Here is a 14494-nt window from a genome sequence, read left to right as displayed (position 1 = left end):
GTCGGCCAGAACAACATTTGCTCTGCAACACTAAAATAACGTATCGATTGATAAACAATTATTGATTATTTCTTGTTTTGATCACATTCCAACAAGAAAGTGTGGTTTTTCATCCCGTAAAGGTGAATTTGATCAACATTTTTGATTAAAAAAACCGTATCCTTGCCCCGACTTAACAAGAACCACACATTCGGGGGTTGGATAGATGTCAAACACAGTCTCTGGCACGCAGGGAGTTGCGTCACCAACAGAGCAAGGGACCTGCTCTACTCAAGCTACTCGTTGGGAAAAACGTGACTCTACCTGGGTCATCAGTCTGTTCGGAACCGCCGTTGGTGCGGGGATCCTGTTCCTGCCGATCAACGCGGGTATGGGAGGGTTCTGGCCGCTGGTGGTGATGGCGCTACTGGTTGGCCCCATGACCTATCTGGCACACCGTGGTCTGGCCCGCTTCGTGCTCTCCTCCAAAAAGCCAAACGCAGACATCACCGAAGTGGTGGAAGAGCACTTTGGCGTGGGTGCCGGGAAATTAATCACCCTGCTCTACTTCTTCGCCATCTACCCCATCGTGCTGATCTACGGGGTGGGTATCACCAACACCGTTGAAAGCTTTATAGTCAACCAGCTGCAGATGAGTGCCCCGCCGCGCTGGCTCCTCTCCATCGTACTGATCATGGGCATGATGTCGGTGATGCTGGCCGGTGAAAAGCTGATGCTGAAAGTGACCGAGCTGCTGGTTTATCCGCTGATCGCCATTCTGGCCGGTATCTCTTTGTACCTGATCCCGGACTGGACCGGTGCCGCGCTGGAGCAAGTGCCCTCTGCCAAGGATTTCGCCACTACCCTGTGGCTGACCATCCCGGTGCTGGTCTTCTCCTTCAACCACAGCCCGGCCATCTCCAGCTTCTCGCTGGCCCAGCGCCGCGACCACGGTGATCAGGCGGTCGAGAAGGCCGATGCCATCCTCAAACGTACCGCCATAGTGCTGCTGGGCTTCGTGATGTTCTTCGTCTTCTCCTGCGTCATGAGCCTGACACCGGCTCAGCTGGCTGAAGCCAAAGCCCAGAACATCGCCGTGCTCTCCTATCTGGCCAACCAGCACGCCAGCCCCGTCATCTCCTACTTCGGTCCACTGGTTGCGTTCGTCGCCATCGTCTCCTCCTTCTTCGGTCACTATCTGGGTGCCCGTGAAGGTCTGAAGGGGATGATCGTGCAGAACATGCGCCAATCAGGCAAAGAGCCAAACGCCAAGAAAGTCGAGGTGTTCATCATCGCCTTCTTTATTCTGACCCTGTGGGGCACCGCCATTGCCAACCCCTCCATCCTGGGCATGATTGAATCGCTGGGCGGCCCGATCATCGCCACCATCCTGTTCATCATGCCGATGTACGCCATCAAGCGCGTACCGGCCATGGCGAAGTATCAGGGCCATATCAGCAACGTATTTGTCGCTGTGATGGGGATGATCGCCATCTCCGCCATCCTCTATCAGCTGGTCGGTTAATCCCCCACCTGCCACTGATAGCAAAAAGCCAGCCGAACACTCGGCTGGCTTTTTTATCCTTGCAATCTGTGCCTCCCTCCGTTGTGACTCTTCCGTGCTGTTTTGTCTTACTGCACACTCGCGTCATGACTCAACATGCCGGGGATTTCACCATGCCTCCTCATGCTATCTGCTTAACATCCCCCTCTCTCGCTCTCCATGATGGCGAGCCTGATAGGCGGGTTAATCTGCCGCAACCAGCCATCATCGTTCGTGGGAAACGCAGCATTCTCTTCATATTCGGAACATACCATGACTATCACGCCCTGCGGTTCAGAGCCGGGCAGGCTACACAGGTGTGTGGCCAACGATGGCGGCAGAGTGCTATTCACAGAGGGGGATGTGTCAGGTGACGCACAGAACGGCCAATGAACCAGCACAGGGGGCAAAGAGGTCAAAAAAACGCCCTCCGAAGAGGGCGAACATTATCTTGATGTTAAACGCGCGCTGCAACTCACGCCTCGCTGCCGGGCAGCGCGGAAGGTTCCAGCAAGGTTTCATCTTCGGCCATGCAAGCTGCGGCGGTAAACAGCACGTCGGTGGAGCTGTTCAGCGCTGTCTCGGCAGAATCCTGCAACACGCCGATGATAAAGCCGACGGCCACCACCTGCATGGCGATGTCGTTGCTGATGCCAAACAGGCTACAGGCCAACGGGATCAGCAGCAAGGAGCCGCCGGCGACACCGGAGGCGCCACAGGCACTGATGGTGGCAACCACGGAGAGCAGCACAGCGGTTGCCATGTCCACTTCCATCCCCAAGGTATGTACCGCCGCCATGGCCAGCACTGTGATGGTAATGGCCGCACCGGCCATATTGATGGTGGCACCCAGCGGGATGGAGACTGCATAGGTATCTTCCGGCAGACGCAGTTTTTCACACAGCGCCATGTTGACCGGAATGTTGGCGGCCGAGCTGCGGGTAAAGAACGCCGTCACACCACTCTCCTTGAGGCAGGTCATTACCAGCGGATAGGGGTTGCGCTTGATCTTCCAGAAGACGATCAGCGGGTTGATCACGAAGGCGATAAACAGCATGCAACCGATCAGCACTAGCAGCAATTGGGCATAGCCAAACAGGGCATCAAAACCGGTTTCGGCCAGGGTGGAGGCAACCAGGCCCAGGATCCCGAGCGGTGCGCAGCGGATCACCGCTTTCACGATGGCGGAGACACCGTGAGACAGGTCAGTGATCAGCGCCTTGGTGCTCTCGTTGGCATGACGCATGGCGATACCCAGACCGATAGCCCACGCCAGAATACCGATATAGTTGGCATCCATCAGCGCCTTGACCGGGTTGGTCACCACATTAAACAGCAGCGTCTGCAGTACCTCGGTGATCCCGCCCGGCGGAGTGATCTCGGCAGTATTGGCCACCAGATGGAGGTTGGAGGGGAAGAGGAAGCTGGCAATCACCGCGACCGCGGCCGCAGAGAAGGTACCAAAAAGGTAGAGAGCCAGCAGCGGGCGAATATTGGTCTTCTGACCCTGCTTGTGGCCAATGATGGCAGCCATGACCAGTACGAATACCAGCAGCGGCGCCACCGCTTTCAGTGCGCCAACAAACAGGCTGCCGAGCAGACCTGCCGTTTTCGCCCACTCGGGCGCAAACAGTGCCAGCAAGATACCAAATACCAGACCAACCAGGATCTGGCTGACCAGACTGGTGCTATTGACCAGTCTGATAAGGGGGTGTTGTTGTGTCATCAAAAAAATCCCTAAGCACCTTGGTGCATGAAACATGAGTCCTGTCTGCAATCCCCCATAGGGAGACCCTGTCGCCCGAATAGGGTGCCTGGGGCCAGCCTTCTGTCGAGCCGATCCACCAGTCATCGGATTGCATGTGGGAATATCCCATCCGCCATCTTTTTTTTCCAGAGATCCACCAAAAAATATCCCGCTTTAACCACAAAAAGCCGCAACAAAATCCTAACCTTGGCACAAACACCCATTTTTGTACGTTTTATCGACACGCGCTGTCATCAACTTGACAAGCAATACTGTGCCATCCGTGACCGGCGTTGCTGTGCTATCATCCCCCATTTGCTGCGGAGCCTTGCCATGATCCCGTCCCTGCTCAACCAATATTTTGGTTTCTCCGCACTCAGGCCAGGTCAGGAGGCGGTGATCAGCCGGGTGCTAGCTGGTCAGAGTGCCGCCGCCATCTTTCCCACCGGCTCCGGCAAGTCCCTCTGTTATCAACTGCCTGCCCTCGCCCTGCCTCACCTGACCCTGGTGATCTCGCCGCTGCTGGCGCTGATGCACGATCAACTCGCCTTCCTCAAAAGCAAGGGAATAAGCGCCGCCACCCTCGACTCAAGCCAGAGCCCGGAGGAGAGCCGACGAGTGATGCAGCAGGCGCTGGATGGCCAACTCAAGATCCTGATGATTTCGGTGGAACGGCTCAAGAACGAGCGTTTTCGCCGCTTTATCCAGCAAGTGCCGCTCTCGCTGCTGGTCGTCGATGAGGCGCACTGTATCTCGGAGTGGGGCCACAACTTTCGCCCCGACTACCTCAAGCTGCCGAGCTATCGCCATGACCTGAAGATCCCGCAGGTGTTGCTGCTGACGGCCACCGCCACACCAGCGGTTATTCAGGATATGCAGACCAAATTCGGCATCGAACCGGAGGAGGTTGTGGTCACCGGTTTCTACCGCTCCAATCTTGATCTGGCGGCCATTCCCCTGGCGCCCGACGCGCGGGATAGCTGGCTCGCGCGGGAGTTGGCCAACGATCCGGCGGCCCCCACCATCGTCTACGTCACCTTGCAGCACACCGCCGAAGCCTGTGCCGAGCAACTCATTAGAGAAGGGATCAACGCCCGCGCCTATCATGCCGGACTCGACTCGGCGCTGCGCAGCCAGATCCAGCACGACTTCATGGCGGGCAAGGTGGACTGCATCGTCGCTACCATCGCCTTTGGCATGGGGATCGACAAAGCGGATATCCGGCGGGTCATTCACTACGATCTGCCCAAATCCATCGAGAACTACAGCCAAGAGATTGGCCGCGCCGGACGAGATGGCCAACCATCGCGCTGTATCGTGCTGGCCAACCAGAGCCAGCTGCCGGTGCTGGAAAACTTCGTCTACGGCGATACGCCGGATTTGAGTGCCATCCTCCAGCTCCTTGCCCTCATCAAGCAGAACGGGAGCGAGTGGGAATTCACCCTGCTGCGCCTCTCCAACGACACCAATATCCGTCAGTTGCCCCTTAAAACCCTGCTGGTCTATCTGGAGATGGCGGGCATCATCACCCCGGCCTACAGCTACTACGCCGACTACCGCTTCAAGTTTGTGCTGGATAAACGCGAGATAGTGAGCCGCTTCAATCCGGATCGCCGTCAGTTTCTGGAGCAGCTGTTCGCCTGCGCCCCGCAAGCGCGCAGCTGGTGCACCATGGACTTTGACGCCCTCTGGCAGAGCTATCAGGGGGAGCGACAGCGGGCCGTTGCGGCGCTCGACTACCTGCAGCAGCAAGGCTGGATCGAGCTTGAAAGCAAACAGATGACCGAGGTCTACCGGATCACCCGTCAGGGGTGGGACAACGAGCAGGAAGCAAAAGCCCTGCACGCCCTGTTCCTGCAAAAAGAGCAGAGCGAGCTGGCCAGACTGCAAGCCATGCTCGACTTTTTCACCTCAAGTGAGTGCCTGAGCCACCGCCTCGCCCGCTATTTTGCCGATGAGGTGGCGCCGGTTCATTGTGGCCACTGTTCGGTTTGTCGCGGCGAGGTGGCACATCTCCCTCCCCTGCCCTCACTGACCATGCCAAACGAGGCGGGGATCCGCGCCTGGTGCGATCCGCTGATTGCCAAAACCGGTTCCGTGGATGCTCGTGTTCTGGCCCGTTTCCTGTGCGGCATCACCACCCCGCTGACCAGCCGGGTCAAAGCCAAATCGCTGGCGGGTGCAGGCCAGTTGGCCGCGTACCCGTTTGCCCGCGTCCTGACAGCGGTGCAACAAGCCTACCCTTGCTAGATGAGTGCTGGCGGCGTCAATAGCCACCAGCAGAAACAAGCGTTTACAGACGCAGAAAAAGAAGACCCTCGCGGTTGCGAGGGTCAAGCCAACGGAAACGTGCTTAAACAGAGCTTGGTGAGGCAACAGTCAACTCTCTTGCTAAAGCATCTTGCTGCTCACACATCGCCAATCTAGGGCACCCAAAATGTAGCGTCAATGTAAAAATTAGAGCCAAAACTCCAAACAAAGTGATTTACGTTGACGTTCACGTAATGATAATCTCATCCATAACCCCGCCAACCCGCAGCCCCATTGCCTTTCGTCAAACCCCTTAATCTTTTCGCAATAAGTTCCCTCTTTCCCATAAACATTTATTTTTTATGTCTTTGACATTTACCTCACTATCGTGGCAAAAATAATTTAACAGTCAGTAACATAGCGGTGTTGTTGACTGACCCTCCCCGCACAAGGATCGGGCAGGTTTCTTCAGAATTTAACCTATCAACCGTGATGGATTACTGGAGTCTGTTGACTAGGCTTTAAAAGCGCACAACACAAAAGCAGTCATCCACTTTTTTCAGGGTAAGCGACTATAACGAGGGCAAAGTTATGGGCATATTCGAGCATTACCAACAGCGATATGAAAAAGCGAGAGAAGAGGAATATACCATCCAGGAGTTCCTGGATATGTGTAAGCAGGATAAAGCCTGCTACGCCTCCGCAGCCGAACGTCTGCTGACCGCCATCGGTGAGCCGGAGATGGTAGACACCTCAGCCAACCCCAGACTGAGCCGACTCTTCTCCAACCGCGTCGTGGCACGCTATCCCGCCTTCAAGGATTTCTACGGGATGGAAGAGGCTATCGAACAGATCGTCTCCTACCTCAAACACTCCGCCCAGGGGCTGGAGGAGAAGAAACAGATCCTCTATCTGCTGGGCCCCGTTGGCGGCGGTAAATCCTCGCTGGCAGAGAAACTCAAATCCCTGATGCAGAAGGTGCCCATCTATCGTATCAAGGGCTCACCGGTCAACGATCACCCCTTCTGTCTGTTCGACATCGAAGAGGATGGGGAAATCCTGGAAAAAGAGTACGGCATCCCACGCCGTTATCTGCGTCCCATCATGTCCCCCTGGGTGGCCAAACGCCTGCACGAGTTTGGCGGCGACATCACCAAGTTCAAGGTGGAGAAGGTCAACCCCTCCATCCTCGATCAGATTGCCATCGCCAAAACGGAACCCGGTGATGACAACAACCAGGATATCTCCTCACTGGTCGGCAAGGTCGACATCCGCATGCTGGAGCACTTCGCCCAGGATGATGCCGATGCCTACTCCTACTCAGGTGCACTGTGTAAAGCGAACCAGGGGGTGATGGAGTTTGTGGAGATGTTCAAGGCCCCCATCAAGGTGCTGCACCCGCTGCTGACAGCAACCCAGGAGGGTAACTACAACGGTACCGAAGGGCTCTCCGCCCTCCCCTTTGACGGCATTCTGCTGGCCCACTCCAACGAATCCGAGTGGCAGCAGTTCCGCAACAACAAGAACAACGAGGCCTTCCTCGACCGGGTCTACATCGTCAAGGTGCCTTACTGCCTGCGCGTCTCGGAAGAGGTGAAGATCTACGAGAAGCTGCTGATCAACAGCGAATTGACCGAGGCCAAATGCGCTCCGGGCACCCTCGAGCTGCTGGGCCAATTCTCGGTACTGTCACGGTTGAAAGAGCCGGAAAACTCCAGCATCTACTCCAAGATGCGGGTCTATGATGGCGAAAGCCTGAAAGACACCGATCCCAAGGCGAAGAGCTATCAGGAGTATCGCGACTACGCCGGTGTGGACGAGGGGATGAATGGTCTTTCTACCCGTTTTGCGTTCAAGATCCTCTCCCGCGTCTTCAACTTCGACCACGCGGAAGTGGCCGCCAACCCGGTACACCTCTTCTATGTGCTGGAGCAGCAGATCGAGCGCGAACAGTTCCCGCAAGAGCTGCACGATCGCTACCTTGAGTTCATCAAGGGTTATCTGACTCCGCGTTATGTGGAGTTCATCGGCAAGGAGATCCAGACCGCCTATCTCGAGTCCTACTCCGAGTACGGTCAGAACATCTTCGATCGCTACGTCACCTACGCCGACTTCTGGATCCAGGATCAGGAGTACCGTGACCCTGAAACCGGCCAGCTGTTTGACAGAGCATCCCTCAACAGCGAGCTGGAGAAGATCGAAAAACCTGCCGGGATCAGCAACCCGAAAGATTTCCGCAACGAAATCGTCAACTTCGTGCTGCGTGCCCGGGCCAACAATGCAGGCCGTAACCCCAACTGGACCAGTTACGAGAAGCTGCGCACCGTGATCGAGAAGAAGATGTTCTCCAACACGGAAGAGCTGCTGCCGGTTATCTCCTTCAACAGCAAAACCTCGGCCGAGGAGCAGAAGAAGCACGATAACTTTGTCGAACGGATGATGGAGAAAGGCTACACCCGCAAACAGGTGCGACTGCTCTCCGAATGGTATCTCAGGGTACGCAAGTCATCCTGACCCTGACTGTTCAAGGGGGAGTTATGGCGCATTTTATCGACCGCAGGCTCAACGGCAAAAACAAAAGCGCTGTCAATCGGCAGCGCTTCATCCGCCGCTACAAGAAGCAGATAAAACAAGCGGTCTCGGATGCTGTATCCAAGCGCAGCATTCAGGACGTAGACAAGGGCGAGAGCATCAGCATCCCGACCAAGGATATCGGTGAACCCCATTTCCATCAGGGGCAAGGCGGTAAACGGGAGATGGTGCATCCCGGCAATGATCAGTTCATCTCCGGCGACAAGATTGACCGTCCCAAAGGAGGGGGCGGTGGACAGGGTTCCGGCGAGGGGCAGGCATCCAATCAGGGTGAAGGGGCCGATGATTTCGTGTTCCAGATCTCCAAGGATGAGTATCTCGATCTGCTGTTTGAAGATCTGGAGCTGCCCAGGCTGCAGAAAACCCAGCTCAATCAGCTGATGGAGGTCAAAACCTATCGGGCGGGCTACACCTCAAACGGGGTGCCCGCCAACATCAACGTGGTGCGTTCCCTGCAAAATTCGCTGGCACGTCGCATGGCGCTGCAAGCTGGCAAGAAACGCCAACTGCATGAACTGGAAGATCGGCTGGCCCTGCTGACCACCGATCCCAACGAGCACTTTGCCGAAATAGCCCTGCTCGAGAAGGAGATCAGGGAGCTGAAACGACGGATCGATGCGGTGCCGTTTATTGACACTTTCGATCTCAAGTTCAACAACTTCGTCAAACGGCCCGTCCCCTCCAGCCAGGCGGTGATGTTCTGTCTGATGGACGTATCGGGCTCCATGGATCAGGCCACCAAGGAGATGGCCAAGCGTTTCTATATCCTGCTCTATCTGTTCCTGAGCCGGACCTACAAGAACGTCGAGGTGGTCTATATCCGCCACCACACCCAGGCCAAGGAAGTAGACGAGCACGAGTTCTTCTACTCCCAGGAGACAGGCGGCACCATCGTCTCCAGCGCCCTCAAGATGATGAATGACATCATCAACGAGCGTTACCCCGCCAACCAGTGGAACATCTATGCGGCGCAGGCGTCGGATGGTGACAACTGGGCTGATGACTCACCACAGTGCAGGGAGATCCTGGCGCGGGACATCATGCCAAGGGTGAGGTACTACTCCTACATCGAGATCACCACTCGTGCCCACCAGACCCTGTGGCACGAATATGAGTCGGTAGCCAGCCAGTTCCCCCACTTTGCGATGGAGCACATTCGTAAAGTCGAGGATATCTATCCGGTGTTCCGCGAGTTGTTCAAGAAACAAGCGGCGTGAGGAGGTCACATGATCGAAACTGAAAAACGTGTAGCGCCACTGGATGACGGACCAGACTGGAACTTCGATCTGCTGGAGACCTATCACCAGGAGATCGCCCGGGTCGCCCGTTTCTACAAGCTGGATACCTACCCCAACCAGATCGAGGTGATCACCGCCGAGCAGATGATGGATGCCTACTCCAGCGTCGGCATGCCCATCGGCTATCAACACTGGTCGTTCGGCAAGCGCTTTATCCATACCGAGCGCAACTACAAGCGCGGCCAGATGGGGCTGGCCTACGAGATCGTCATCAATTCCGATCCCTGCATCGCCTACCTGATGGAGGAGAACACCGTGCCGATGCAGGCGCTGGTGATGGCCCACGCCTGCTACGGTCATAACTCCTTCTTCAAGAACAACTACCTGTTCAAGGCATGGACCGATGCCTCTTCCATCATCGACTACCTGTTGTTCGCCAAGAACTACATCACCCAGTGTGAAGAGAAGCACGGTATCGAGGCGGTGGAGCAGTTGCTCGACTCCTGCCATGCCCTGATGAACTTCGGGGTGGATCGCTACAAGCGTCCCCAGAAGATCTCCATGGCCGAGGAGAAGCGGCGCCAGAAGGCGCGGGAAGATTATCTGCAGACTCAGGTCAACGAGCTGTGGCGAACCCTGCCCAAACAGCATAAAGCCGCGGGAGTGGAGGACAGGCGCTACCCCGCAGAGCCCCAGGAGAACATTCTCTACTTTATCGAGAAGAATGCCCCCTTGCTGGAGCCCTGGCAGCGGGAAGTGGTGCGCATCGTGCGCAAGATCAGCCAGTATTTCTATCCGCAAAAGCAGACCCAGGTGATGAACGAGGGATGGGCCACCTTCTGGCACTACACCATCCTCAACCACCTCTATGACGAGGGCAAGCTGAGCGATCGCTTCATGATGGAGGTGCTCCACAGCCACACCAATGTGGTCTATCAACCGGCTTACAACAGTCGCTACTACTCGGGGATCAACCCTTATGCGCTGGGGTTTGCCATGTTTACCGACCTGCGCCGCATCTGCGAGAACCCGACCGAGGAAGATAGATACTGGTTCCCCGACTATGCCGGCAGCAACTGGGTCGAAACCCTCCACTTTGCCATGCAGAACTTCAAGGACGAGAGCTTTATCAGCCAGTTCCTCAGTCCCAAAGTGATGCGGGATATGAAGCTGTTCGCCATTGATGACGACGATCTGAAGAACTATCTGAAGGTCTCCGCCATCCACAATGACGAGGGGTACCGTCAAGTGCGCAATACTCTCTCGGCCCAGTACAACCTCAGCAATCTGGAACCCAATATTCAGGTCTACAACGTCGCCGTGAAGGGGGATCGCTCCCTCACCCTTCGCTATGTACCCCACAACCGCATCCCCCTTGGCGACTCTCGCCATGAGGTGCTCAAACACCTGCATCAGCTGTGGGGGTTTGATGTAGTGCTGGAGCAGGATAACGGCGAGTTGCCACCCGATATCATAGGTCGTTGCCCGGAGCGCAAACCGGGGATCTAACCCGTGACGTGATATCTCGACGGCCCACTTCGGTGGGCCGTTTTTTCGGCCTTAGCCTCTGCCTGCATCATCGCAGCACCACCTGAATAACCCGAACAAACCACAATATAGAAAGAGGCCCGCATGGTGTGCGGGCCTCTCTGTCTTGCGGTCACTCTGCAGCGGTTATCAGTAGAAGGTCTGCTGCTCTGCGGCCATCGCCTTGAGACGGGCACAGGGGGCGAACCGGTCGCCGTGGCGCTTCTGGTAATACTCCAGACGGCCAACCAGATGATCGATCCCGAGCGTGTCCATATAACGGAACGGGCCGCCAAGGAAAGGCGGGAAACCGATGCCGAAGATGGCGCCGATATCGCCATCACGGGCCGACGCCACCACACCGCTATCCAGCGCCATGGCCGCTTCGTTGAGCATCAGCAACACGCAGCGCTCGGCGATCTCCTGACGGGCCAGCTTGGCAGAAGGCTTGATGCCGAGCACGCCATAGACGCTCTCGTCCACCGTCTTCTTGCCCTCTTTGCCGGTCAGCTTGTTACGCGGTGCCGCCTTGCCATAGAGGTAGAAGCCCTTGCCATTCTTGCGTCCCTTGCGATCGTTTTGCAGCAGCTTGTCGAACGCCTTGGGCGCTTGGAACTGCTCGCCGCCGAGCTCTTTCTCGAGAATGGGGGAGATCTTGGCGCCCACATCGATCCCCACCTCATCGAGCAAGGTGATGGGGCCAACCGGGAAGCCAAAGTCCAGCAGCGCGCTATCCAGCACCTCCACCGGCTCCCCTTCCAGCACCAGTCGCGCCGCTTCATTCATGTAGGGCGCCAGGATGCGGTTGACGTAGAAACCGGCTTCGTCCTTCACCACAATAGGCGTTTTACCCTGAGCACGGGCAAAGGCCAGAGTGGTGGCGACCGTCTCGGCACTGGTACCAGCGTGGGGGATGATCTCCGCCAGCGGCATCTTGTCCACCGGGCTGAAGTAGTGCAGCCCCACGACTCGCTCCGGGTGCGCCGCCTCTGCCGCAATCTGGTTAATGGGCAAGGAAGAGGTGTTGGAAGCAAATACGGTGTGTTCACCGCACTCACGCTCCACGTCCTTCACCATCTGGTGTTTGAGATTGAGATCTTCAAACACCGCCTCTACCACCATGTCCACCCGGTGAAAACCGGAGTAGTCGAGGGTACCGGTCAACAGGCTCATCTGCTTTTCCAATTCGCTGCGCAAGATGTGACGGCGCTTGAGCTTCTTGGCCAGAATGTCGTAGCTGTAGCGCATGGCATTGCCGATCCCGGCGCTTGCCACATCCTTGATCCGCACCGGCACGCCCGCCTTGGTAGCGGTGACGAACGCAATGCCGCCCCCCATCAGACCACCGCCCAGCACGGCGGCATGGGCCACCTTGCGCGGCTCGGCCCCCTGATAGGTGACCTCTTTCTTCATCTCGGTGGTGGCAAAGAAGATGGAACGCAGGGCGGCAGACTCGGCTGTCATCACCAGCTCGCCAAAGTGGCGGGATTCGGCGGCCAGACCGGCCTTCATCCCCTCCTCCACGCCGATGCGCACTACCTCGAGGATCCGCTCCGGCGCCGGGTAGTTGCCGCGAGTCTTGGCTTTCACCCCCTTGCTGGCCTGATCGAACAGCACCTTGCGACCCAGCTTGTTGGTCTCCAGCACCTTGCCCTGCAGATCCCGTTTCAACTGATGGCGCGGTTTGCCCTTCTTGGCCAGCTTGATGGCAGCATCCAGCAAAATTGACGGCGGCACCACATCGTCCACCAGCCCCAATTTCTTGGCTTGTTTGGCCCGCACCTGCTTGCCGGTCAGCATCAGATCCAGCGCCTTGGCCACCCCGATGAGGCGCGGAAGACGCTGGGTACCGCCAGAGCCCGGTAGCAGGCCGAGCTGCACTTCCGGCAATCCCAGCACGGTTTTACCGTGCTCGGTCACCACCCGGCCATGACAGGCCAGCGCCAGCTCCAACCCGCCACCGAGGCAAGGGCCGTGAATGGCGGCGATCACCGGAATGGTCAGGCCCTCGATCTCGGCGAAAATCTCCTGCCCTTCTCGCGACAGGGTCTCGGCATCCTTGGCACTGGTGCAGGCGGCCAGCATGGTGATGTCAGCGCCGGCGATGAAGGAGTCCTTCTTGCCGGAGGTGATCACCAAACCGATCAAATCCTTGTTGCGTTTCACCTCGGCCAGTACGGAGCGGATCTCCTCCACAAAGGCGGCCTTGAGGGTATTCATGCTCTCGCCCGGCACATCCATGGTGAGGATACCGATGCCATCTTTGCGAACATCCAGGGAAAAAGTCTTAGCGCTCATCATTCAACCTCCAACACCATAGCCACGCCCAATCCACCCGCCGCACAGGCGGTGTTGAGCCCCAGTCCCCCGCCGCGACGACGCAGCTCATGCAGGGTCTGGGTGATCATCCGCGCACCGGTCGCGGCAAAGGGGTGGCCATAGGCCAGCGAACCACCGAGGACGTTGAACTTCTCCATGTCCACCTCGCCGATGGCCTGATCGCGACCAAGCTTGTCGCGGGCAAAATCGGCACTGGCAAACATTTTGAGGTTGGCCAGCGTCTGGGCGGCAAAGGCTTCGTGCATGTCGATCAGGGTCAGATCGCTGAGGGTGATACCGGCGCGGTCCAGCGCCAGCGGCGTGGCATAGGAGGGGCCCATCAGCATGTCTTGCCAGACATCGATGGCCGAGAAGGCGAAGCTGCGGATATAACCCAACGGTTCGAGGCCCAGCTCTTTCGCCCGACCTTCCCGCATCAACAGAACGGCAGCGGCGCCGTCAGTGAGCGGGGTGGCATTAGCAGCAGTAACTGTGCCATGAACCCGGTCAAACACCGGCTTGAGCTTGGCGTAGCTCGCCAAGTCCGAGCTTTCACGGATATTGTTGTCCCGCTCCAGCGGTGATTTGTAGGGCGGTACATGGGCGGTAAACACCTCACCGCTGAGCTTGCCATCAGCCCAAGCCTGCGCGGCCAGGGTGTGGGAGCGATGCGCCAGCGCATCTTGCGCTTCGCGGCTGATCTGGTGACTCTTGGCCATCTGCTCGGCGGTCTGCCCCATGGAGAGGCCAGTCGAGTATTCCGCCACCGCAGGCGGCACCGGCAGCAGATCCTTGACCCGCAACTGGCGCAGAATATTGAAGCGCTGCTGCAGATTGCGCGCCTTGTTGAGATCCACCAGGGCGCGGGCCAGCTTCTTGCTCACCCCGATGGGCAGCACGGAAGAGGAGTCAGCGCCGCCAGCGATGGCGATGTCTACGGTACCGGCCATGATGGATTCGGTGACGTTGGCCACCGCCTGAAAGCTGGTGGCGCAGGCGCGGGAGACGCTATAGGCATCGGTATTGACGCTCATGCCGGTACCGAGCACGATCTCGCGGGCAATATTGGGGGCTTCCGGCATCTGAACCACCTGACCAAACACCAGCTGGTCGATAAGCGTGGGGTCGAGATCGGTACGGGCAAGCATCTCGCTCACCACCAGTTTGCCGAGATCGACTGCTGGCACGCCATGAAAGGCGGTAGCCTGCTTGGCAAAGGGGGTACGCAGCCCCGCCACGACGGCAATCCGTTCGCCCTGGCGAGTCGTCAGTTTCAATGGCTGTTTCATCCTGGCTCCT

General features: G+C 57.6%; 8 protein-coding genes. 5 read left to right on the top strand and 3 right to left on the bottom strand.

All coding sequences use genetic code 11. From position 1 onward, the window contains the following. Positions 1 to 205: 205 nt before the first annotated feature. The gene (locus tag ACRAUW_RS01380) at positions 206 to 1504 is read left to right on the top strand and encodes a serine/threonine transporter (protein WP_431360863.1); all 1299 of its coding nucleotides are present in this window, start codon (positions 206 to 208) and stop codon (positions 1502 to 1504) included. Between the two features lie 493 nt (positions 1505 to 1997). Here ACRAUW_RS01380 and sstT read toward each other — a convergent pair whose 3' ends face one another. After that, positions 1998 to 3248, bottom strand: coding sequence for a serine/threonine transporter SstT (sstT, locus tag ACRAUW_RS01375; protein ID WP_431360862.1), 1251 nt, complete (start codon positions 3246 to 3248; stop codon positions 1998 to 2000). A 354-nt stretch (positions 3249 to 3602) separates the two neighbouring features. Between sstT and ACRAUW_RS01370 the strand changes: the two genes are divergently transcribed. The 4 genes from ACRAUW_RS01370 to ACRAUW_RS01355 all read left to right on the top strand — a co-directional run bounded on the left by ACRAUW_RS01370 (position 3603) and on the right by ACRAUW_RS01355 (position 10858). Next, positions 3603 to 5519: a RecQ family ATP-dependent DNA helicase gene (locus tag ACRAUW_RS01370; RefSeq protein ID WP_431360861.1), complete on the top strand. Its 1917-nt coding sequence runs from the start codon at positions 3603 to 3605 to the stop codon at positions 5517 to 5519. 591 nt (positions 5520 to 6110) lie between these two features. Next, positions 6111 to 8033: a PrkA family serine protein kinase gene (locus tag ACRAUW_RS01365; protein WP_005333223.1), complete on the top strand. Its 1923-nt coding sequence runs from the start codon at positions 6111 to 6113 to the stop codon at positions 8031 to 8033. A 23-nt stretch (positions 8034 to 8056) separates the two neighbouring features. Next, entirely contained in the window at positions 8057 to 9328 is a 1272-nt protein-coding gene (locus tag ACRAUW_RS01360; RefSeq protein ID WP_431360860.1) for a YeaH/YhbH family protein, read from the top strand. A 9-nt stretch (positions 9329 to 9337) separates the two neighbouring features. Continuing rightward, complete coding sequence (locus tag ACRAUW_RS01355) at positions 9338 to 10858, top strand: SpoVR family protein (protein WP_431360859.1); 1521 nt, start codon at positions 9338 to 9340, stop codon at positions 10856 to 10858. Between the two features lie 168 nt (positions 10859 to 11026). Here the strand turns inward: ACRAUW_RS01355 and fadJ are convergent, their stop codons facing one another. Both fadJ and fadI read right to left on the bottom strand, forming a co-directional pair. Continuing rightward, positions 11027 to 13174, bottom strand: coding sequence for a fatty acid oxidation complex subunit alpha FadJ (fadJ, locus tag ACRAUW_RS01350; RefSeq protein ID WP_431360885.1), 2148 nt, complete (start codon positions 13172 to 13174; stop codon positions 11027 to 11029). Then, entirely contained in the window at positions 13174 to 14484 is a 1311-nt protein-coding gene (fadI, locus tag ACRAUW_RS01345) for an acetyl-CoA C-acyltransferase FadI (RefSeq protein ID WP_319888796.1), read from the bottom strand. The genes fadJ and fadI overlap by 1 nt, the downstream gene beginning before the upstream one ends. Positions 14485 to 14494 lie beyond the last annotated feature (10 nt).

Source organism: Aeromonas sp. (genome assembly GCF_050633025.1).
In the GTDB taxonomy this organism is placed as follows: Bacteria; Pseudomonadota; Gammaproteobacteria; order Enterobacterales; family Aeromonadaceae; genus Aeromonas.
This window is presented reverse-complemented; position numbering and strand designations above follow the sequence as displayed.

What these genes read in the sequence shown, in the direction of transcription:
- ACRAUW_RS01365 (WP_005333223.1), top strand. Translation starts at nt 6,111, where the DNA reads ATGGGCATATTCGAGCATTACCAACAGCGATATGAAAAAGCGAGAGAA.
- ACRAUW_RS01380 (WP_431360863.1), top strand. Translation starts at nt 206, where the DNA reads ATGTCAAACACAGTCTCTGGCACGCAGGGAGTTGCGTCACCAACAGAG.
- ACRAUW_RS01370 (WP_431360861.1), top strand. Translation starts at nt 3,603, where the DNA reads ATGATCCCGTCCCTGCTCAACCAATATTTTGGTTTCTCCGCACTCAGG.
- fadI (WP_319888796.1), bottom strand. Translation starts at nt 14,484, where the DNA reads ATGAAACAGCCATTGAAACTGACGACTCGCCAGGGCGAACGGATTGCC.
- ACRAUW_RS01355 (WP_431360859.1), top strand. Translation starts at nt 9,338, where the DNA reads ATGATCGAAACTGAAAAACGTGTAGCGCCACTGGATGACGGACCAGAC.
- ACRAUW_RS01360 (WP_431360860.1), top strand. Translation starts at nt 8,057, where the DNA reads ATGGCGCATTTTATCGACCGCAGGCTCAACGGCAAAAACAAAAGCGCT.
- sstT (WP_431360862.1), bottom strand. Translation starts at nt 3,248, where the DNA reads ATGACACAACAACACCCCCTTATCAGACTGGTCAATAGCACCAGTCTG.
- fadJ (WP_431360885.1), bottom strand. Translation starts at nt 13,174, where the DNA reads ATGAGCGCTAAGACTTTTTCCCTGGATGTTCGCAAAGATGGCATCGGT.